Below are 21,166 nucleotides of genomic sequence, written 5' to 3' on the forward strand. Positions count from 1 at the left end.
ATAAAACATAGATAGTAACACGAAAGAGTGGGTTTCCCCACTCTTCTTTTTGCAAAATATACATGACATGGTTATCTCGGTTAATAGTATACCATAGCAAATGCTGATTTGCAAAGACTTTTCCTACCTACTAGAACAGTGACAACTGGTTTTGATCTGGCAAATCACCTAGGCAACCTTGACTATCTAAATACTCAATAATCGTTTTAGAAACCTTACTACGTTGTTGTAAATCTTCTTTTGATAAGAAATCTCCATTTTTACGAGCTTCTACAATACTTAAAGCTGCGTTTGTACCAAGGCCAGGTACTGCATTAAATGGAGGGATTAACGAATCTCCGTCAATAATAAAGTCCGTCGCATGCGAACGGTATAAATCAACTTTTTGGAATGAGTAGCCACGCTCACACATTTCAAGTGTCATTTCTAATACCGTTAATAAACTCTTCTCTTTCGGCGCTGCATCCAATCCTTTTTGTGCAATTTCATCAATTCTTATCCGTATGGCTGCTGAACCTTTTGCCATCGCCTCTACATCAAAGTCATCTGCACGTACTGTAAAGTATGCTGCATAGAATAAGAGCGCGAAATGTACTTTAAAGTATGCAATACGCACAGCCATAAGTACATATGCAGCTGCATGGGCTTTAGGGAACATGTACTTAATCTTCTTACAAGATTCAATATACCATCCAGGCACATTGTTATTGCGCATTTCTTCTTCCCATTCTTCTGGAACACCTTTACCTTTACGTACCGACTCCATAATTTTAAACGCTAGTGATGGATCTAAGCCTTGATAGATTAAATATACCATGATGTCATCACGACAACCGATAACTTCACTTAGCGTACATGTACCGTTATAAATTAATTCATTCGCATTACCAAGCCAAACGTCCGTACCGTGAGACAATCCAGAAATTTGGACAAGCTCTGAGAATGTTGTCGGTTTTGTTTCTTCTAACATCTGCCTTACGAATTTTGTACCGAACTCCGGTATACCAAGTGTACCTGTTTTACAATTAATTTGCTCTTCTGTTACACCTAAAGATTCTGGACCAGAGAAAATTTTCATAACTTCCGGATCATCTGTTGGTATTGTTTTCGGATCTACACCACTTAAATCTTGAAGCATACGAATTACGGTCGGATCATCGTGCCCTAGTATATCGAGTTTCAATAAATTATCATGAATCGAATGGAAGTCAAAGTGTGTTGTTCTCCATTCCGCTCCTATTGAATCCGCAGGAAACTGAATTGGTGAAAAGTCAAAAATATCCATGTAATCCGGTACAACGATAATACCACCTGGATGCTGTCCAGTTGTACGTTTTACCCCTGTGCATCCGGAAACAAGACGATCAATCTCTGCATTTCGAATTGTTAAGTTATGATCATTTGCATAGCCTTTTACATACCCATATGCTGTTTTTTCAGCAACTGTACCAATTGTTCCAGCACGATATACGTAATCCTCACCAAACAATACTTTCGTATAGTTATGGGCACGTGGTTGGTATTCTCCGGAGAAATTCAAATCGATATCAGGTACCTTGTCTCCTTTAAAACCAAGGAACGTTTCGAACGGAATATCATGTCCATCTTTTACATACGGAACATTACATGCTGGGCATTCTTTATCTGGTAGGTCAAAACCAGAACCTACAGAACCGTCATTAAAGAATTCCGATTGCTTACACTTCGGACATACATAATGCGGTGGCAATGGGTTTACTTCTGTAATTTCCATCATCGTCGCAACGAATGATGAACCTACCGATCCACGCGAACCGACTAAGTATCCATCTACAAGTGATTTTTTTACAAGCTTATGTGAAATTAAATAAATAACGGCGAATCCATGTCCAATAATACTTTTTAATTCTTTTTCAAGACGAGCTTCTACAATTTCTGGGAGCTCATCTCCATAAATGCTGCGAGCCATTCTATAACTCATATCACGTGTTTCATCATCAGCGCCTTCAATTTTCGGTGTGTATAAATCATCTTTTACTGGATGAACATCACCAATTAATGATGCAATCTTTTGTGTATTTGTTACAACAATTTCTTTCGCTTTGTCTCCACCTAAGAATGAGAAACAATCTAGCATTTCATCTGTTGTGCGGAAATGCACAGGCGGTAATGAATGACGATTTAATGGGTTTGCTCCGCCCTGCGAACTCACTAAAATTTTACGATACATTGCATCTTCTGGATCTAAATAATGTACGTTCCCTGTAGCAACAACTGGCTTATCTAGCGTTTCACCTAGTTTTACTAAGTTAGAAATAATTGTTTTTAGTTGTCCTTCATCTCGAACGAGTTCACGTTCAACTAAATGACGTAACACCTCAGGAGGCATAACCTCAATATAGTCATAAAACTGCGCAATCTCTTCTACTTCTTCAGGAGCTTTTTGCATCATCGCTTCAAAAACTTCTCCTTTATCACAAGCCGTCCCTACTAAAATGCCTTCACGGTATTTTTTTAATAGTGAACGTGGCACACGTGGTACACGGTAAAAGTAATTCAAGTGAGAATAGGAAACAAGTTTATATAAATTTTTCAATCCAACATCTGATGTAGCAAGTAATGTTGTATGACTTGGACGCCCACGTTTATATGCATCCCCTTGTCCCATACTATCGTTTAATTGATTGTGATATTCGAATCCTTTTTCAATCACATCTTTTAACATTTTCACAAGTAAATATCCCGTTGCTTCTGTATCATAAATCGCACGGTGATGTTGCGTTAATTCAATATCAAGCTTTTTACACATCGTATTTAAGCGATGGTTTTTCATTTCTGGGAATAAGAATCGTGCAAGTTCTAACGTATCGATAACTGGGTTTTTCGTTTTTTCTAACCCAGCCTTTTTAAACCCTACGTTAATAAAGCCCATATCAAAGCTTGCGTTATGAGCAACGAGTGTATGGTCACCCATCCATTCCTCAAACTTTTTGAACACTTCGTCCACTTCCGGTGCATCAGTTAACATATCATCTGTAATGCCTGTTAATTCAATAATCGTCGCCGATAATGGTTGATGCGGATTTGCGAAAGATTCAAAGCGATCAATAATCTCGCCGCCTTTTACCTTTACGGCAGCTAACTCAATAACCGTATCATATACAGCAGATAGACCCGTCGTCTCAACGTCAAAAACAACGTATGTTTCATCTGCAAGTAATCGATGCGCTTCGTTATAAGCGATAGGTACACCGTCATTAACTAAGTTCGCTTCTACACCATAGATGACTTTTACACCTGCTTTTTTACCAGCAGAATACGCTTCTGGGAATGACTGTGCAACCGCATGGTCTGTAACCGCAATGGCTTCATGACCCCATTTCCCTGCTTGAGCAACAAGTTTAGAAACAGAGGTAACAGCATCCATTTGACTCATCGGAGTATGAAGGTGAAGCTCTACTCTTTTTTCCCCTTCATTTGCTTTATCTTTACGAGAAGGTCCTGTTATTTCGTTAATATCGTTTGCGATCATTACTAAATCTCGAACGAATGTATCATTTTGAACCGAGCCACGCGCTTTCACCCACATTCCTTTTTTCAAGGATTGCAGCATCGGAATATCCTCTTTATCACGTGAGAACATTTTGATCATAATAGAATCCGTATAATCTGTTATTTTTAAAGTTAATAACGTACGTCCACTGCGAAGCTCTTTTGTTTCTACATGGAAGACATAGCCTTGAACTGTTTTTCTTCTTTCTTCATCTTGAATCTCTCGCATCGGTGTAATTTCTTCATCCGGCTTAATAAGATATCCAAGTACAACCGGTCCTTCATGAACAACATTACTTTCTTCAGCTTGTTTCTTAGCCATTTCTTCCATAGCTTGTATAACACGCTGACGATCTTCTTGCTCTGTTTGTTCACGAAACTTTTGAACTTCCTCTTCATTTTGTTTTATATTTGTGTCGAGCTGAAAACGAGGAAATCCAAAGACTTCATATTGATCCCCTACTGACTTCGCTACATTTTTCTTTAAGGCCGTAGACTCCAACTCATTATTCACATTTAGTAACAACTTCACTCCATTTACATGTGGAAGTTGCTTCTTTAAATATGCAAACATAGGTGAAAACGTAATTCGCTCTGTACAAAGTGGCCAATATGCTTGAACCTCTTCTTCTGTAAATTGTTTATTCTCTGTTTCTAATGCGAATGATGTTCTTGCAATATGAGAAAATGACTGCTTAAGTTTTGTTTCTAGCAATTCATATAATTCTGTTGGCAAAATGCTCGGCACTTGTAAATTAAAATGCCAACTTTTATTTGCTTTATCAACGACTAGCCTTTGAATACTACCACCTTTTAAATATTGTTTAATAAGGTCTTCAGGCATTTGCAACTGCTGGAGTAAAATTTGAAATCGCTCTTGTTGTTCGTTTAATACTGACATAAGCAACCTCCTTCCATCTGCTATTATAAATTGAAACGTGACGTAAAGAAAGATTTCTTCCTTCTGCATTTACAAAGAAAAGAGAAGGTACCTCATAATGAGGTACCTCTTCTTATTTTAAAATATTTGCAATATATGTTTGTAATTCTTCTACTTTTACTTCTTCAGACTCGCCTGTAGCACGTACTTTCACTTCTACAATGCCTTCGTCTGCTTTTTTACCAACTGTCACACGAACTGGTAGACCAAATAAATCAGAATCTGCAAATTTAACACCTGCACGCTCGGCACGATCATCTAACAACACTTCATAACCTTGTTCTTGTAATGTTTTGTAAATATTTTCGCCCATTTCACGCTGTGCATCAGATTTCATATTTACTGGAATAACATGTACATGGAACGGTGCAACTGCTTTTGGCCAAACTAATCCATTCTCATCATTGAACTGTTCAGCAATTGCTGCTACTGTACGAGATACACCAATACCGTAACAACCCATGATAAGCGGTTTTGTTTTTCCATTTTCATCTAAGAATGTTGCATTCATCGCTTCACTATAGCGAGTTCCTAATTTAAATACATGACCTACTTCAATTCCACGTGCAAAGCGAATCGTTCCGTTTCCATCTGGAGATTGATCTCCTTCTTGAATGAAACGTAAATCTGTATACTCACTTACTTTAAAGTCACGCTCTGGATTTACATTTACATAATGGAATCCTTCTTCGTTTGCCCCACAGCAACCATTTACAATCGCTGCCACCGCATGATCGGCAATAACCTCAATAGCACCTGGCATACCAATTGGCCCTAAAGAACCAACTTCGCAATTTAATAATTCTTTTACATCTTCATGTGAAGCAAGTTCAACAACAGAAGCGCCGTACACATTTTTCACTTTTATATCATTGACTTCATGGTCACCACGAACAAGTACAACAACAAACTTCTCATCTACTTTAAAGACCATAGATTTAATACAATTCGCCTCGGCAATATTTAAGAATGAAGAAACTTCTTCGATTGCTTTTTGATCTGGTGTTGCTACTTTTTCAAGTGCTTTTTCTGCTTCATCGCTCTTTGTATATGAAGCAACAACAGGAGCCATTTCAATATTTGCTGCATAATCAGATGTATCAGAATACGCAATTGTATCTTCTCCTACATCAGATAATGCCATAAATTCATGCGTATCTTTTCCGCCCATTGCTCCAGAGTCAGCAATAACCGCGCGGAAATTCAAACCACAGCGAGCGAAGATATTAGAATAAGCTTGATATAAACCGCTATAAACTTCATCTAAGCTCTCTTGCGTTGCATGGAAAGAATATGCATCTTTCATTAAAAATTCTCTTCCGCGTAATAAACCGAAACGTGGTCTTTGCTCATCACGGAATTTTGTTTGAATTTGGTATAACGTTAATGGCAATTTTTTATAAGATTTAATTTCATCACGCACAAGATCTGTAATTACTTCTTCGTGCGTTGCTCCTAGTGCAAACTCACGATCATTACGATCTTTCATACGCATTAATTCAGATCCATAAGAATACCAACGACCTGATTCTTGCCATAATTCAGCTGCCTGCATAGCTGGCATTAATAATTCTACAGCGCCTGCGCGCTCCATTTCTTCACGAACAATACGTTCTACTTTGTGCAATACTTTTAAACCAAATGGTAGAAAACTATAAATACCAGAAGCATTTTGACGCATAAATCCTGCGCGAAGTAACAATTGATGACTTTTAATCTCAGCATCAGCTGGTACTTCACGTAATGTAGGACTGAATACCATACTTTGTTTCATTTATTAGCACCTCTTTATTTTACTCTTATACGCAGTAAAACCCCTCACCTCTAGTTCGGTGAGGGATTTTAACTCTACGAGTTCTATTTCAATATAAGTTTCACTTTATTTTACAGGAAAAACTTCCGAATGTCATTCCACGTTACAACTAACATTAGTAACATTAATAGCGCAAAGCCAATGAAATGAACCATACCTTCTTTCTGACGATCGATTGGTTTTCCACGTAAAGCTTCAATTAAGAAGAAGAACAAGCGGCCTCCATCTAAAGCAGGAACCGGTAATAGGTTAAATAAACCAAGATTTATACTTAAAACGGCCGCTAAACTTAGAACACGTGTAATACCATAATCCACAACTTGATCTGTTAAATTATAAATCCCTACAGGACCCGATAGATCGTTAATAGAAAATTGGCCTGTCACTAATTTTACAAGTGAATCAAAAATCAATTTCGTCCATGTATATGTTTGCTCAAAGCCAGATTTAATAGAACCAGTGATAGTTTTTTCTACAGGAGAATACACACCAATTCTACCAACCTCTTCTTTTCCTTCTTTATCAGCTGCCGGTGTTACTTTCACCTTAAACTGTTCGTCATCACGCTTTACATGTAGTGTGATTTCTTTATTTGGGTTTTCACGTACAATCGTTACAACATCTTTCCATGTACTTGTGTCTTTCCCATTAATCGCTTGAATTGTATCGTTTTGTTTCAATCCAGCTTGCTCTGCAACACTGTTTTCCATTACTTTTCCGACCATCGGTTTGTTAACGGGAACACCTTGTACAAATCCGAGAATCACAAAAATAACAAACGCAAGGATAAAGTTCATTGCAGGACCTGCAAAAATTGTTAAAGCTCTTTGTCCTAACTTTTTAGAACCAAATTGTCTATTATACGGAGCAATTTGTATTTCTTCTCCTGCAGAAATAATACGAGCTTTTTCATTCACTCGGAATGTTTGTAACTCTTCCTCGTATTCTTCATAACCCGAAATTGTAAGATTATGTTCTAAATCAGCTTGTTCAACCTCAATTACACGAACGTTTGGATATTTTTCACGCTGGTCTAAAACTAATTTTACAACCTCTTCTTTTTCGTTTAGTACAAGTCCAACCTTTTTCCCAGGTTTTAATTCAACAGTTTCTGCATCCTCACCAGCCATTCTAACATAGCCGCCAAGTGGCAGTAGTCGAACCGTATACACTGTTTCATTCTTTTCAAATGAAAAAATTTTCGGACCAAAACCAATCGCAAACTCGCGGCACAAAATACCAGCTCTTTTTGCGAAATATAGATGCCCTAGCTCATGGAAAAATACGAGTGCACCGAAAATTAATATAAAGGCAATCGCTGTATTCAATTCCATAACCACCTTTGCTAAATTTGTTCCATCACAAACCGTCTTGTGGCTGCATCAATCTCCTGAATCTCCTCTAAGCTCGGACGTGCAATGACATTGTGATGGTGCATTGCTTTTTCGATGAGGTCTTCTACTGTTAAGAAACCAATTTTCTTTTGCAAAAAGGCTTCGACAGCTACTTCATTTGCCGCATTCATTACAGCAGGCATGCTTCCACCTATCTTTCCAGCTTCATACGCAAAACGTAGGCAACGGAAACGCTCTTGATTCATTTTCTCAAAATGTAACGTTCCAATTTCCCATAAATTTAGCTGTTTTGTGTCTGAAAGAGGTAGCCTGTCAGGATATGTAAGAGCATATTGAATTGGGACACGCATATCAGGTGAACCAAGCTGCGCTATTACACTACGGTCTTCAAATTCAACCATAGAGTGAATAATACTTTCTTTATGTAAAACAACATCGATTTGCTCATAAGGAATGCCGAAAAGCCAATGTGCTTCAATTACTTCTAGCCCCTTATTCATCATTGTAGCAGAATCAATTGTAATTTTCGAACCCATTGACCAGTTTGGATGACGAAGTGCATCCTCTACTGTCACATGATGCAATTCATCTCTCATTTTATCACGGAAACTTCCACCTGAAGCAGTTATGATTAGACGAGAGATTCTTTTTTCATTTTCACCATTCAAGCATTGAAAAATAGCTGAATGTTCACTATCTACTGGAAGTAACGATACATTATGTTTTCGTGCAGCTTCCATTATAAGATGTCCTGCGGTTACTAACGTTTCTTTGTTTGCAATTCCAATTGTTTTTTTCGCCTCGATTGCACGTAGTGTTGGTAACAACCCTACGCTACCTACAACAGCATTCACTACAATTTCTGCATCTGGATGCAGCGCTACTTCTAATAAACCTTCGCTACCATATACAATTTTTGTATTACCAGAAACAGATTGTAATCTTACAACATCTTCCTCTCTTTGCACAGAGACAATTTGCGGAGAAAATTCTTGAATTACCTTTACTGCGTAGTCAATATTTTTCCCTACAGAAAAAGCAACGAGACGGAATTGGTCTGGGTGCGAGCGTAATACATCTAATGTTTGTGTACCAATTGATCCGCTTGCACCTAATAAACTAATGTTTTTCATGACTCCAACCCCTCGTTCATTTATTAATTGTATTGTAATAAGAAGTATAGAATTGGCAAAACAAATAACCAACTATCTGTTCGATCTAATATACCACCATGTCCAGGTAAAATTGTACCCGAATCCTTTACACCATAATGGCGTTTAAACGCAGATTGCACTAAATCACCAATTTGTCCAAAAATAGAAATGATAATCGTCAGAACGATTAAAACCCCTACATTTGCTTCAACTGGGAAGAACATATTGTACACAAGCGCAACAACAATTCCACAAATAATACCGCCTAATGAACCTTCAATCGTTTTATTCGGACTAATTTCTGGCCACAATTTTCTTTTTCCAAATGCTTTTCCTATGAAATATGCACCTGAATCAGTTGCCCATATGACAAATAGTGCGCAGAACACATATTTAATTCCTAATATTCTCGTTTCATTTAAATATAGGAACCCCATTCCAACATATGTCGTTGCCATAAGTAAAAAGGAAGCATTGTCAAAAGTAAATGTATTCTTAGAAAGGACTGTATATGATAAAAGTAATAAAACAATCACAAATGTGATTTCTAATTTACCTAATCCAATCCGTGTAAACAATTCCGATGCAGTACTTGGAATCAAAATAACCCACAATAATACTGCTGCTAAAACTGTTGGTACCGAAATAAGCGTAAGCTTGTTCATACGAATTAATTCATATAAACCTATAGAAGCAAGTGCATACACTAAAACCGTAAAAGGCACGCCACCGTAAATTACGATGGGAATGAATAGCGCGGCAGCAATCACTCCAGTAATAATTCTCTGTTTCACTACCAAACCCTCTCTTTCTACACGCCTCCGAATCTGCGCCCTCTATGTTGAAAGTCTGTAATCGCATTTAGCAAATGTTCCTCGGTAAAATCCGGCCAATACACATCTGTAAACCAAAATTCCGAATAAGCAATTTGCCATAACATGAAATTACTAATACGTAGCTCTCCACTTGTACGGATCAGCAATTCTGGATCAGGTAAAGAACTCGTCATTAAGTATGAAGAAATCATTTCTTCATTTATTTCTTCCGCACGAATTTTTCCTTCTTCATTATCTTTCATCATATGTTGCACAGCAGAAACGATTTCATCTCGACTTCCATAGTTTAACGCGAAATTAAGAATTAATCCTGTATTTTCTTTCGTATCTTCCATGGCTTTTTCCATCGCTCTGCGCGTATGCGTAGGAAGACGATCTTTTTGCCCTATTACTCGGACTTGTACGTTTTCTTCAATCAATTCTGGTAAAAATGTACCTAGAAACTCTTCTGGAAGCTTCATTAAATAATCAACTTCCTTTTTCGGTCTTTTCCAGTTCTCAGTCGAAAAAGCATAAAGAGTTAATACTTTCACATCAAGTTTGCTTGCAAATTTTGTAATTTTTTTCACAACTTGCATGCCTTCATGATGTCCAGCAATGCGAGGCATCGCTCTTCTCTTTGCCCATCTTCCATTACCATCCATAATAATAGCAATATGTTCTGGGATATATCCTTTTTTTACTTCTTCAATGAGATGATCAAACGATGTAGCCTTTTTACCTTTAAAAAAAGGAAACTTTTTAAACATCATTCATACCCTCCAACAAGCAGACGTATGCCTAAAAGTGTAAAAAGACCCCCTTAAGAAGAGGGTCATATTTGCGAAGTTATCGCTATTACACTTCCATGATTTCTTTTTCTTTGTTTTTTGCGATTTCGTCAACTTTTGCAATATATTTATCTGTTTCTTTTTGGATATCTTCAGTATATCCTCTTAAATCATCTTCTGTAATATCGCCAGCTTTTTCAAGCTTCTTAAGATCATCATTACCGTCACGACGTACGTTACGAACAGCAACTTTTGCTTCTTCAGCATATTTTTTCACAACTTTTACAAGATCACGACGACGCTCTTCTGTTAATGCAGGGAATGCAATACGAATTACAGTTCCATCATTAGAAGGGTTTAAGCCTAAATCTGCTTTTAAAATTGCTTTTTCAATATCACCGATAGAAGTTTTATCATAAGGCTGAATTACAAGTAAACGTGCTTCTGGAACTGTAATGTTCGCTAATTGCACAACTGGTGTTGGTGCACCGTAGTAATCAACTTGTACCTTATCTAATACAGACGCGTTTGCACGACCAGCGCGAACTGTTGCTAATTCACGAGAATAAGCAGCAACTGCTTTTTCCATTTTTTCATTTGCAGACTTTAATACTTGTTGTCCCATATTTATTTCCCCCTTACAACTGTTCCAATATTTTCACCTAAAACGGCACGTTTAATATTACCTTTTTCCATAACTGAGAATACAATTAATGGAATATCATTGTCCATACATAAAGAAGAAGCTGTAGAATCCATTACACCTAAACCTTCTTTTAATACATCTAAGTAAGTAAGTGTTTCGTATTTCGTAGCTGTTGGGTCAATAGATGGATCTGCATTATATACGCCATCTACATTGTTTTTCGCCATTAGAATAACGTCCGCTTCGATTTCTGCTGCACGTAATGCTGCCGTTGTATCTGTAGAGAAGTATGGGTTACCTGTACCTGCAGCAAAGATAACAACACGTTTTTTCTCTAAGTGACGAACTGCTTTACGACGAATGTAAGGTTCTGCCACTTGACGCATTTCAATTGAAGTTTGCACTCGAGTTTGAATTCCAATGTTCTCCAAGCTATCTTGAAGAGCTAATGAGTTCATAACTGTTGCTAACATGCCCATGTAATCTGCTCCTGCACGATCCATGCCCATTTCACTTCCAATTTTCCCACGCCAAATGTTACCGCCACCAACTACAACAGCAACTTCTACATCAAGTTCTGCAATTTCTTTCACTTGTTCTGCAACTGATTTAATTACAGCTGGGTTAATTCCAAATCCTTGTTCGCCAGCTAGCGCTTCTCCGCTTAGCTTTAAAACGACACGATTATATTTCGGTTTACTCATAATGAACCTCCAATTGCTTACATCTTTATTTTAAAAAAGGGAACACAATGTGTTCCCTAATCTGTATTAGTTGTTACCTTTTACTTGGTTCATTACTTCTTCAGCAAAGTTGTCTTCGCGTTTTTCGATACCTTCACCAACAGCGTAGCGAACGAATCCTTTTAATGTTCCGCCTTTAGACTCAACGAACTGACGAACTTTCATATCAGGGTTTTTAACGAATGCTTGGTCAAGTAAGCAAATCTCTTCGAAGAATTTGCCTAGACGGCCTTCAACCATTTTCGCAACGATTTTTTCAGGCTTGCCTTCGTTTAAAGCTTGTTGTGTTAATACTTGACGCTCATGCTCAACTTCTTCAGCTGTTACAGCATCGCGGTCGATGTATTTAGGGTTAACTGCTGCAATGTGCATTGCTACATCTTTAGCAGCTGCTTCATCTGTAGAACCTTCAAGAACTGTTAATACACCAATGCGTCCACCCATGTGTAGGTAAGCACCGAATGCATCTGCATCAGTTTTTGAAACGATTTCGAAACGACGAAGTGTAAGTTTTTCACCAATTTTAGCGATTGCTTCGTTGATGTGCTCTTCTACTGTTTTGCCGTTTGCAATTGTTTGAGCCATAGCTTCTTCAATGTTAGCAGGTTTGTTAGCTAATAAGTGAGCAGCTAATTCTTTAATTAATGTTTGGAAACCTTCGTTTTTCGCAACGAAATCAGTTTCAGAGTTTAATTCTAAAATTAAACCTTCGTTACCGTTTGTTTCGATGAAAGTTAAACCTTCAGCAGCGATGCGGTCTGCTTTTTTAGCAGCTTTCGCAATACCTTTTTCACGTAAGAAGTCAATTGCCTTCTCCATGTCGCCGTTAGTTTCTGTTAAAGCTTTTTTGCAGTCCATCATACCTGCGCCAGTTTTTTCACGAAGTTCTTTTACCATTTGTGCAGTGATTGCCATATTTTTCATCCTCCTAAAATATGTATTTATACCTTTTAAAAAGGTTTTTATACCTTAAAAAAGGTGATAAAAGGCCGAACCCCTTATCACCTTTCCAAATTTGTTACGCAGTAACAGTTTCTTCACCTTGTTTTGCTTCAAGGATCGCGTCTGCCATTTTAGATGTAAGAAGTTTTACAGCACGAATTGCATCATCGTTTGCTGGGATAACGTGATCGATTTCGTCTGGATCACAGTTTGTATCAACGATACCGATGATTGGAATGTGTAATTTGCGTGCTTCAGCAACTGCAATACGCTCTTTACGAGGGTCTACTACGAATAATGCACTTGGAAGACCTTTCATATCTTTAATACCGCCTAAGAATTTCTCAAGACGCTCTAACTCTTTTTTAAGTTGAACAACTTCTTTCTTAGGAAGTACTTCGAAAGTACCATCTTCTTGCATTCTTTCGATGTCTTTAAGACGTTTGATACGCTTTTGGATTGTTTGGAAGTTTGTTAAAGTTCCACCTAACCAACGTTGGTTAACGAAGTACATACCAGCACGAGTTGCTTCTTCTTTAATAGCTTCTTGTGCTTGTTTTTTAGTACCTACGAATAAAATGTCGCCACCTTCAGCAGCGATGTTACGCATTACGTTGAAAGCTTCTTCAACTTTCTTCACAGTTTTTTGTAAGTCGATGATGTAGATACCGTTACGCTCTGTGAAAATGTAACGCTTCATTTTTGGGTTCCAACGACGAGTTTGATGTCCGAAATGAACACCAGCTTCAAGCAATTGCTTCATAGAAATTACTGACATAATTTAGTTCCTCCTAAATGGTTTTTGATATCCTCCGTTTACTTCATCTCTAAGCGAAACTACGAACGTAGCACCAACACTTAAATCAGTAAACGTGTGTACTTTGTACTGACACCACTGCTTACTATATCATACTGAAATATTACAATCAAGTCGAAAATGCGAACAATGTAAAACTTTCTTTTTTTTACGCTCCAATTCTAGTATTACCAACCTTTTTCTCCTTTAAGCAACAAAGTGAGCTTTTATGAATAGACTCCTTAAAGATCATTGTCAAGACGCTTTATTTAAGCACAGCGAATCTCTTAGAAAACAAAAAACTCTCCTCAAATGAGGAGAGTTTTTCTTATAAATTAGTTTGTTTTTAATTTAGCAAGCTCATGTAGAAACTTGTCGTTTAGCACTTTAATATATGTTCCTTTCATACCTAAAGAGCGAGACTCAATTACACCAGCACTTTCTAGTTTACGTAGTGCATTTACGATTACAGAACGAGTAATTCCTACGCGATCAGCAATTTTACTTGCAACAAGTAAACCTTCTGTTCCATTTAATTCTTCGAAGATGTGCTCGATTGCTTCTAACTCACTATAAGATAATGAGCTGATCGCCATTTGAACAACAGCTTTACTACGTGCTTCCTCTTCGATTTCTTCTGCTTTTTCACGTAAGATTTCCATACCTACAACAGTTGAGCTGTACTCAGCAAGGATTAAATCATCGTCTAAGAACTCTTGACCAAGACGAGCTAATACTAATGTACCTAAACGCTCACCGCCACCAACGATCGGTACGATTGTAGTTAAACCTTGGCCGAATAATTCTCTATTTTCCACTGGGAATGCTGTGTAAGCACTATCCACACCTAAATTTGAAGATGTTTCTGTAACATTGAATAAGCTTTGCGTATACTCTTCTGGGAATTGACGCTCTGCTAGCATTTGCTTCATGCGTTCGTTCTCGATTTGTTGGTGAATCGCATATCCTAATAATTTACCACGACGACTTACAACGAACACGTTCGCTTCAATTACTTCACACATTGTATCAGACATCTCTCTAAAGTTTACAGGTTTTCCTGCTGCACTTTGTAATAACGCATTTAATTTTCTCGTTTTTGCTAATAATTCCATTTCAAAAGTTCCTCCTACATGTTACTCACATATTTTTTCATCACTTGGAAACTAGGGCGAGTCACCTGATGACACTATTACAAAATAAACTGGCTCACATCTTTATTTTTAGCAATTGTCGCTAATTTTTCCTCTACATATTGAGGTGTTATCGTTATTTTTTCTAACGTAATTTCAGATGCTTCAAACGATAAATCTTCAAGAAGCTTCTCCATAATGGTATGGAGCCTTCTTGCTCCAATATTATCCGTATCTTGATTAACTTGATAAGCAATCTCAGCAATCTTACGAATAGCTTCGTCAGAAAATTCAATTTCTATACCTTCAGTCGCTAACAACGCCATATATTGTTTTATTAGCGCATTATCAGGCTCAATTAAAATTTTAACAAAATCATCTACTGATAACTTTGTTAATTCTACTCGAATCGGGAATCTCCCTTGTAATTCCGGAATCAAATCAGACGGTTTAGACATATGAAACGCTCCAGCTGCAACAAACAAAATATAATCCGTTTTGACTGATCCATACTTCGTCGCAACGTTCGACCCTTCTACAATTGGTAAAATGTCACGTTGCACACCTTCACGAGATACATCTACGCTATTCGACTGCTTACCAGCAATTTTGTCAATTTCATCAATAAAAATGATCCCGAGCTGTTCAGCACGATAAACAGCCTCTTGTGTAACTTCATCCATATCAATTAAGCGCTGTGCCTCTTCATTTGTCAAGACTTTTCTCGCTTCTTTTACAGAAAGTTTACGTTTTTTTGTTTTTTTCGGCATGATACTTCCTAACGCATCTTGGAAATTCATCCCCATTTGTTCCATGCCAGTTCCTTGCAACATATCAAACATAGAAGACTGTTGTTCCGTCACTTCAATGGAAACAATTTCTTCTTCAAGCAGACCTGCAGCAAGCTTTCTTTCCACATCTTGACGTTTCTTTTCGATTTCAGCATCTTCCTGCGCTTCAGATGTTTGGTTTGAATTCTGAGTACCACCAAAAAGCATTTCTAATGGATTTTTAAATCCAGATTGTTTCTCTGGACTTGGTACTAAAATTTCAACAAGACGTTGATTTGCTTGCTCTTCAGCTTTATCTTGAACTTTAACGACCATTTCTTCTTTCACGATACGAACAGAAGTTTCAACAAGATCGCGAACCATCGATTCTACATCTCGGCCCACATATCCAACTTCTGTAAATTTCGTCGCTTCAACTTTAATAAAAGGTGCTCCAACGAGCTTCGCCATCCGTCGCGCTACCTCTGTTTTTCCGACACCTGTCGGTCCAATCATTAAAATGTTTTTTGGTGCAACTTCGTCACGTAAATCTTCAGCTAATTTACTGCGACGATATCGATTTCTAAGCGCTACTGCAACCGCTTTTTTCGCATCTTTTTGTCCAATGATATATTGATCCAATTTTTCCACAATTTGACGCGGAGTAAAATGTAAATGCATATAAAATGCCTCCCTTACGATTCTACAATTCTTCCACAATTATATTGTGATTTGTATACACACAAATATCGCCAGCAATCTCTAAACTCGCTTTTGCAATTTGTTTCGCTGTTAAATGTTCACTTGCATATTGTTTTAAAGCACGGCCCGCAGCAAGCGCATAATGTCCACCTGAACCGATTGCTAAAATACCATCATCTGGTTCTATTACTTCACCCGTTCCCGAAACAAGAAGCATCGTTGTTTCATCCATGACAATGAGCATCGCTTCCAATTGACGCAGCATCTTGTCACCACGCCATTGTTTTGCCATTTCAACTGCAGCACGTTGTAAGTTGCCGTTGTACTCTTCTAATTTCCCTTCAAACATTTCAAAAAGAGTAAATGCATCTGCAACTGAACCTGCAAAGCCCGCTAAAACTTTACCATGAAATAGCTTTCGAACTTTGCGAGCCGTATGCTTCATCACAACAGCATTACCCATTGTCACCTGGCCGTCTCCAGCCATTGCACATTCTCCATTATGATGAACTGCAAATATCGTTGTAGCGTGGAAATTTCCCATAGAAAAAACTCCTTTATATGTTTTTATAGCTTTAAAAGCAATTTATGCTCGCGGGTGATGCTTCATGTAAACAGAACGCAACCTTTCTTTAGAAACATGCGTATAGATTTGTGTAGTCGATAAATTCTCATGGCCTAACAGCTCCTGTATAGCACGTAAATCCGCACCTTCATCTAGCATATGTGTGGCGAATGTATGCCTTAACATATGTGGACTTATTCGCATCGTAAGAGAAACTTTTTTTATAAGCTCATTTAAAATATAACGCACACCTCGATCTGTTAACGGCGTACCCTTCGCATTTAAAAACACCATTTGAGAGTGTTCCTCAGTTTTATTCGTTAACCGCTTTCTCCCGTCTTCTATATAAGTATTCAAAGCATCTTGTGCATAGCTCCCGAACGGAATATACCTTTGTTTTTTCCCTTTTCCCATTACTAGAATTGTGCCCACTGCAAAATCAATGTCAGTCAACTTTAAATTCACACATTCACTCACACGGATTCCTGTTGCATACATCAATTCTAATAAAGCTTGATTTCTTTGACCAAGCGGCGTTTCCACATCAGAAACTTCAAATAATTTTTCTAATTCTTCAACGTACAAAAACTTTGGGATTGACCATTCTTTTTTGGGGAGTGACGCAAGTGCAAATGGATTATCTTCTCGATATCCTTCACGCATCAAAAAACGATATAAACTTCGTAAACTTGATACTTTCCTTGCGACAGATTTACGGGCTAACTTCGCATCATGTAACGTCGTTAAGTACAAACGAACATCAATGTATGTAACATCTAAAAAAGAGGATATGCCTTCTCGCTCCATAAATTGCACGAAATGTTCTAAATCATTTTGATAACTTGCAATTGTATATTTTGAATAATTTCTTTCAATTTGTAAATATCCAACGAATAATTGTAACAATTTGTTCACATTCACACAATTCACCTCAATAAAGGCTACTAAATCGTATCACAACTCAGTAGCCTTTGCAAGAAATTTAACTAAATATTTACAAAATTTTGAATTGTTTCTAAAGCTCGTGTAGCATATGCTTCATTACGTTCTTGTTTCTTTTTAATTTTCTTTTCTAGCGGTGCAAATAGACCGAAGTTGGCATTCATCGGTTGGAAATTTTTCGCATTTGTTGCAGTGATATAATTCGCCATACTTCCCATTGCTGTTACAGGCGGTAATACGACTGGCTCTTCACCTTGTACAAGACGCGCTGCGTTAATACCTGCTAATAAACCTGAAGCTGCAGATTCTACATAGCCCTCTACTCCAGTCATTTGACCAGCAAAGAACAAGTCGTCACGATTTTTATACTGGTACGTTGGACGAAGTAGCTTCGGAGAATTAATAAAGGTATTACGATGCATTACACCATAACGTACGATTTCTGCATTTTCTAATCCAGGAATTAGCTGTAATACTTCTTTTTGCGGTCCCCACTTTAAATGTGTTTGGAATCCTACAATATTGTATAACGTTCCTGCTGCATCATCTTGGCGTAATTGTACAACAGCATACGGCGTCTCCCCTGTTTTTGGATCTTCCAATCCAACAGGTTTCATCGGTCCAAATACGAGCGTTTGCCTTCCTCTACCTGCCATAACTTCTACTGGCATACACCCTTCAAAGAAAACTTCTTTCTCAAATTCTTTCAATGGCACTGTCTCCGCAGCGACTAAAGCATCATAAAAACGGTCAAACTCTTCTTCTGTCATAGGACAGTTTAAATACGCCGCTTCACCTTTATCGTAGCGAGATTTCAAATACACTTTATTCATATCAATGCTGTCTTTCTCAACAATTGGCGCCGCCGCATCGTAGAAATAAAAATAATCTTCACCAGTTAGTTCTTTCAATTGTGCGGAAAGATCTGGAGATGTAAGTGGACCTGTCGCAATAACAGTTGGCCCTTCTGGAATTTCTGTAATTTCCTCATTCATTACTGTTACGTTTGGATGATTTTTCACATACTCAGTTACTTTTGCTGCAAACTCATGACGATCTACAGCTAATGCTCCTCCTGCTGGCACAGAGCATTCATCAGCTGCACGTATAATAACAGAGTCCATTCGGCGCATTTCTTCTTTAATAACCCCAACAGCATTCGTTAATGTATTCGCACGAAGCGAGTTACTACATACTAACTCCGCAAATTTATCCGTATGATGAGCTGGCGTTTGTCTTACTGGTCTCATTTCATATAATTTTACTTGGACACCACGTTTTGCAATTTGGTAAGCTGCTTCACTTCCTGCAAGACCTGCGCCAATGACGTTTACTACTTGTGTTGTCATATATATCACCTTTCCTTTTCTTCCCGAAAAAAATGTGAGCAGTTACGCTCACATTTGTTGTTCTTCTTCATAATCACACGAAATACATTGTACTTGAACGCCTTTTTTCAACTTCTTCTCTACTAGCATGCCTTCACACTTCGGACATTTACGGCCAATCGGCTTATCCCAAGATACAAAGTCACATTCTGGATACGTACCGCATCCGTAGAAAAGACGTTTCTTTTTATTACTACGACGTTCAATAATTTGCCCTTTATCACACTTCGGACAAGTTACACCAATTTCTTTTACAATCGGTTTTGTATTACGACAATCAGGGAAATTCGAACAAGCCATAAACTTCCCATATTTACCCATTTTAAAGACCATTGGGTGATCACATAATTCACAATCTTCTCCAGCTGGTTCATCTTTAATTTCCACTTCACGCATTTCTTTTTCCGCTTTTTCTAAACGCGGTTCGAAGCCTACGTAGAAATCATCAACAATTTTTACCCAATTCGCTTTTCCTTCTTCTACTTCATCAAGGTTTTGCTCCATATTGGCAGTGAATTCAATGTTAATAATTTCTGGGAAAAACTCTAAAATAAGTTCAATTACAATTTCACCAAGTTCTGTAGGAACAAAGCGTTTATTGTCTAATGCAACGTACCCTCGTTTTTGAATTGTTTCGAGTGTCGGCACATAAGTAGATGGCCTTCCAATTCCAAGTTCTTCAAGCGTTCGAACTAAACGTGCCTCCGTATAACGTGGCGGTGGCTGTGTAAAATGTTGCTTCGGTTCGATATCTTTCGAAAATACCGTTTCCCCTATTTCTAAAGGTGGCAACATCTTATCCTTTTCTTCCGTACCATCATCTTTCGATTCTACGTACACTTTCATGAAACCTGGGAACTTCACTACCGATCCACTTGCACGGAACTGAACATTATTATTAATGAGCCTTGCTGTAACAGTATCCATTATAGCAGATGCCATTTGACTTGCAACAAATCGCTCCCAAATCAATTTATACAAACGATGTTGATCACGACTTAAGAAACTTTTTAGTTCATCTGGCTTCCTCATTACCGAAGTTGGACGAATCGCTTCATGCGCATCTTGTGCATTTGACTTTTTCGTTTCCTTCTTCTTCTCTGTTCCTATGTATTCCGAACCAAACGCCTCAGTAATGTAAGAACGAGCTTCTTCTTGAGCGGTTTCTGAAATACGAGTTGAATCTGTTCTCATATACGTAATAAGACCCACAGTCCCTTGTTTACCAATATCTATCCCTTCATATAGCTGCTGTGCAAGCATCATCGTTTTCTTTGCTCGCATGTTTAATTTGCGCGCAGCTTCTTGTTGTAGAGAAGATGTTGTAAACGGTACCGCTGGATTACGCTTCCGCTCTTTTTTCGTTACATTTTCAACTGAAAACACATTGTCTTTCATCTTTTCGATTATGTCATTTACTTGCGCTTCATTTGTTAATTGAACTTTTTCGCCATTTATACCGTAAAAACTCGCTTCAAATGTATCTTTTCCTTTCACAAATTCCGTTTTAATTGTCCAGAATTCTTCAGGAATAAAACTTTGAATTTCTTTTTCACGATCAATAATTAAACGAACTGCTACAGATTGTACACGCCCAGCACTCAATCCTTTTTTTACTTTCTTCCATAATAAAGGACTAATATTGTACCCTACAAGACGGTCAAGTATGCGCCTTGCTTGTTGTGCGTCTACTAAATCCATATTGATTGCACGAGGATGCTTGAATGATTCTTTAATCGCATCTTTTGTAATCTCATTAAATACAACTCGGCAATCTGATTCAACGTCTACATTTAACGTGTTTGCTAAATGCCAAGCAATCGCTTCTCCTTCACGATCCGGATCGGCCGCGAGATAGACTTTCTTTGCTTTTTTTGCCGCTGATTTTAAATCTTTTAAAACGGGACCTTTACCACGAATGGTAATATACTTCGGGGTGAAGTTATTCTTTACTTCTATCCCCATTTGGCTTTTAGGTAAATCGCGAACATGTCCCATAGACGCGACGACTTTGTATTTTTTCCCTAAATATTTCTCAATGGTCTTCGCCTTAGAAGGCGACTCCACGATTACGAGGTAATCTGACATGCTAGTGCCTCCTTAAGAGGTGGATTCAAGTCTTCATTAATCTTATTGATTT

At 37.9% G+C, this 21,166-nt stretch carries 16 protein-coding genes; all 16 read right to left on the reverse strand.

Going from position 1 to position 21,166, the window contains the following annotated elements:
* Nucleotides 1-130: 130 nt before the first annotated feature.
* The 16 genes from DJ93_RS04600 to topA all read right to left on the reverse strand — a co-directional run bounded on the left by DJ93_RS04600 (nucleotide 131) and on the right by topA (nucleotide 21,114).
* Nucleotides 131-4,432, reverse strand: coding sequence for a PolC-type DNA polymerase III (locus DJ93_RS04600; RefSeq protein WP_042979397.1), 4,302 nt, complete (start codon nucleotides 4,430-4,432; stop codon nucleotides 131-133).
* Between the two features lie 112 nt (nucleotides 4,433-4,544).
* A complete protein-coding gene (locus DJ93_RS04605) occupies nucleotides 4,545-6,245 on the reverse strand; it encodes a proline--tRNA ligase (protein WP_042979398.1) in 1,701 nt (566 codons plus the stop codon).
* Between the two features lie 110 nt (nucleotides 6,246-6,355).
* Nucleotides 6,356-7,612 carry an RIP metalloprotease RseP gene (gene rseP, locus DJ93_RS04610; RefSeq protein WP_042979399.1) on the reverse strand — a complete coding sequence of 419 codons (1,257 nt, stop codon included), beginning with the start codon at nucleotides 7,610-7,612 and terminating at the stop codon, nucleotides 6,356-6,358.
* Between the two features lie 17 nt (nucleotides 7,613-7,629).
* Nucleotides 7,630-8,772: a 1-deoxy-D-xylulose-5-phosphate reductoisomerase gene (dxr, locus tag DJ93_RS04615; protein WP_042979400.1), complete on the reverse strand. Its 1,143-nt coding sequence runs from the start codon at nucleotides 8,770-8,772 to the stop codon at nucleotides 7,630-7,632.
* A gap of 23 nt (nucleotides 8,773-8,795) precedes the next feature.
* The gene (cdsA, locus tag DJ93_RS04620) at nucleotides 8,796-9,587 is read right to left on the reverse strand and encodes a phosphatidate cytidylyltransferase (RefSeq protein ID WP_042979401.1); all 792 of its coding nucleotides are present in this window, start codon (nucleotides 9,585-9,587) and stop codon (nucleotides 8,796-8,798) included.
* A gap of 17 nt (nucleotides 9,588-9,604) precedes the next feature.
* Nucleotides 9,605-10,381 carry an isoprenyl transferase gene (uppS, locus tag DJ93_RS04625; protein ID WP_042979402.1) on the reverse strand — a complete coding sequence of 259 codons (777 nt, stop codon included), beginning with the start codon at nucleotides 10,379-10,381 and terminating at the stop codon, nucleotides 9,605-9,607.
* A gap of 85 nt (nucleotides 10,382-10,466) precedes the next feature.
* Nucleotides 10,467-11,024: a ribosome recycling factor gene (frr, locus tag DJ93_RS04630; RefSeq protein WP_042979403.1), complete on the reverse strand. Its 558-nt coding sequence runs from the start codon at nucleotides 11,022-11,024 to the stop codon at nucleotides 10,467-10,469.
* A 2-nt stretch (nucleotides 11,025-11,026) separates the two neighbouring features.
* On the reverse strand, nucleotides 11,027-11,749 hold the full coding sequence (gene pyrH, locus DJ93_RS04635; RefSeq protein ID WP_000042663.1) for a UMP kinase: 723 nt from the start codon (nucleotides 11,747-11,749) through the stop codon (nucleotides 11,027-11,029).
* A gap of 66 nt (nucleotides 11,750-11,815) precedes the next feature.
* The gene (gene tsf, locus DJ93_RS04640) at nucleotides 11,816-12,703 is read right to left on the reverse strand and encodes a translation elongation factor Ts (protein WP_042979404.1); all 888 of its coding nucleotides are present in this window, start codon (nucleotides 12,701-12,703) and stop codon (nucleotides 11,816-11,818) included.
* 103 nt (nucleotides 12,704-12,806) lie between these two features.
* On the reverse strand, nucleotides 12,807-13,508 hold the full coding sequence (rpsB, locus tag DJ93_RS04645; protein ID WP_026590321.1) for a 30S ribosomal protein S2: 702 nt from the start codon (nucleotides 13,506-13,508) through the stop codon (nucleotides 12,807-12,809).
* A gap of 353 nt (nucleotides 13,509-13,861) precedes the next feature.
* Nucleotides 13,862-14,641, reverse strand: coding sequence for a GTP-sensing pleiotropic transcriptional regulator CodY (codY, locus tag DJ93_RS04650; protein WP_042979405.1), 780 nt, complete (start codon nucleotides 14,639-14,641; stop codon nucleotides 13,862-13,864).
* A gap of 77 nt (nucleotides 14,642-14,718) precedes the next feature.
* Nucleotides 14,719-16,110, reverse strand: coding sequence for an ATP-dependent protease ATPase subunit HslU (hslU, locus tag DJ93_RS04655; protein ID WP_042979406.1), 1,392 nt, complete (start codon nucleotides 16,108-16,110; stop codon nucleotides 14,719-14,721).
* A 22-nt stretch (nucleotides 16,111-16,132) separates the two neighbouring features.
* Complete coding sequence (gene hslV / locus DJ93_RS04660) at nucleotides 16,133-16,675, reverse strand: ATP-dependent protease proteolytic subunit HslV (protein ID WP_042979407.1); 543 nt, start codon at nucleotides 16,673-16,675, stop codon at nucleotides 16,133-16,135.
* 42 nt (nucleotides 16,676-16,717) lie between these two features.
* A complete protein-coding gene (gene xerC / locus DJ93_RS04665; RefSeq protein WP_042979408.1) occupies nucleotides 16,718-17,617 on the reverse strand; it encodes a tyrosine recombinase XerC in 900 nt (299 codons plus the stop codon).
* A 65-nt stretch (nucleotides 17,618-17,682) separates the two neighbouring features.
* A complete protein-coding gene (gene trmFO, locus DJ93_RS04670; protein WP_042979409.1) occupies nucleotides 17,683-18,987 on the reverse strand; it encodes an FADH(2)-oxidizing methylenetetrahydrofolate--tRNA-(uracil(54)-C(5))-methyltransferase TrmFO in 1,305 nt (434 codons plus the stop codon).
* 48 nt (nucleotides 18,988-19,035) lie between these two features.
* Nucleotides 19,036-21,114 (reverse strand): type I DNA topoisomerase, encoded by a 2,079-nt coding sequence (topA, locus tag DJ93_RS04675; protein ID WP_042979410.1) that lies wholly within the window; start codon nucleotides 21,112-21,114, stop codon nucleotides 19,036-19,038.
* Nucleotides 21,115-21,166 lie beyond the last annotated feature (52 nt).

This window comes from Bacillus clarus, assembly GCF_000746925.1.
GTDB classification, from domain to species: Bacteria; Bacillota; Bacilli; order Bacillales; family Bacillaceae_G; genus Bacillus_A; species Bacillus_A clarus.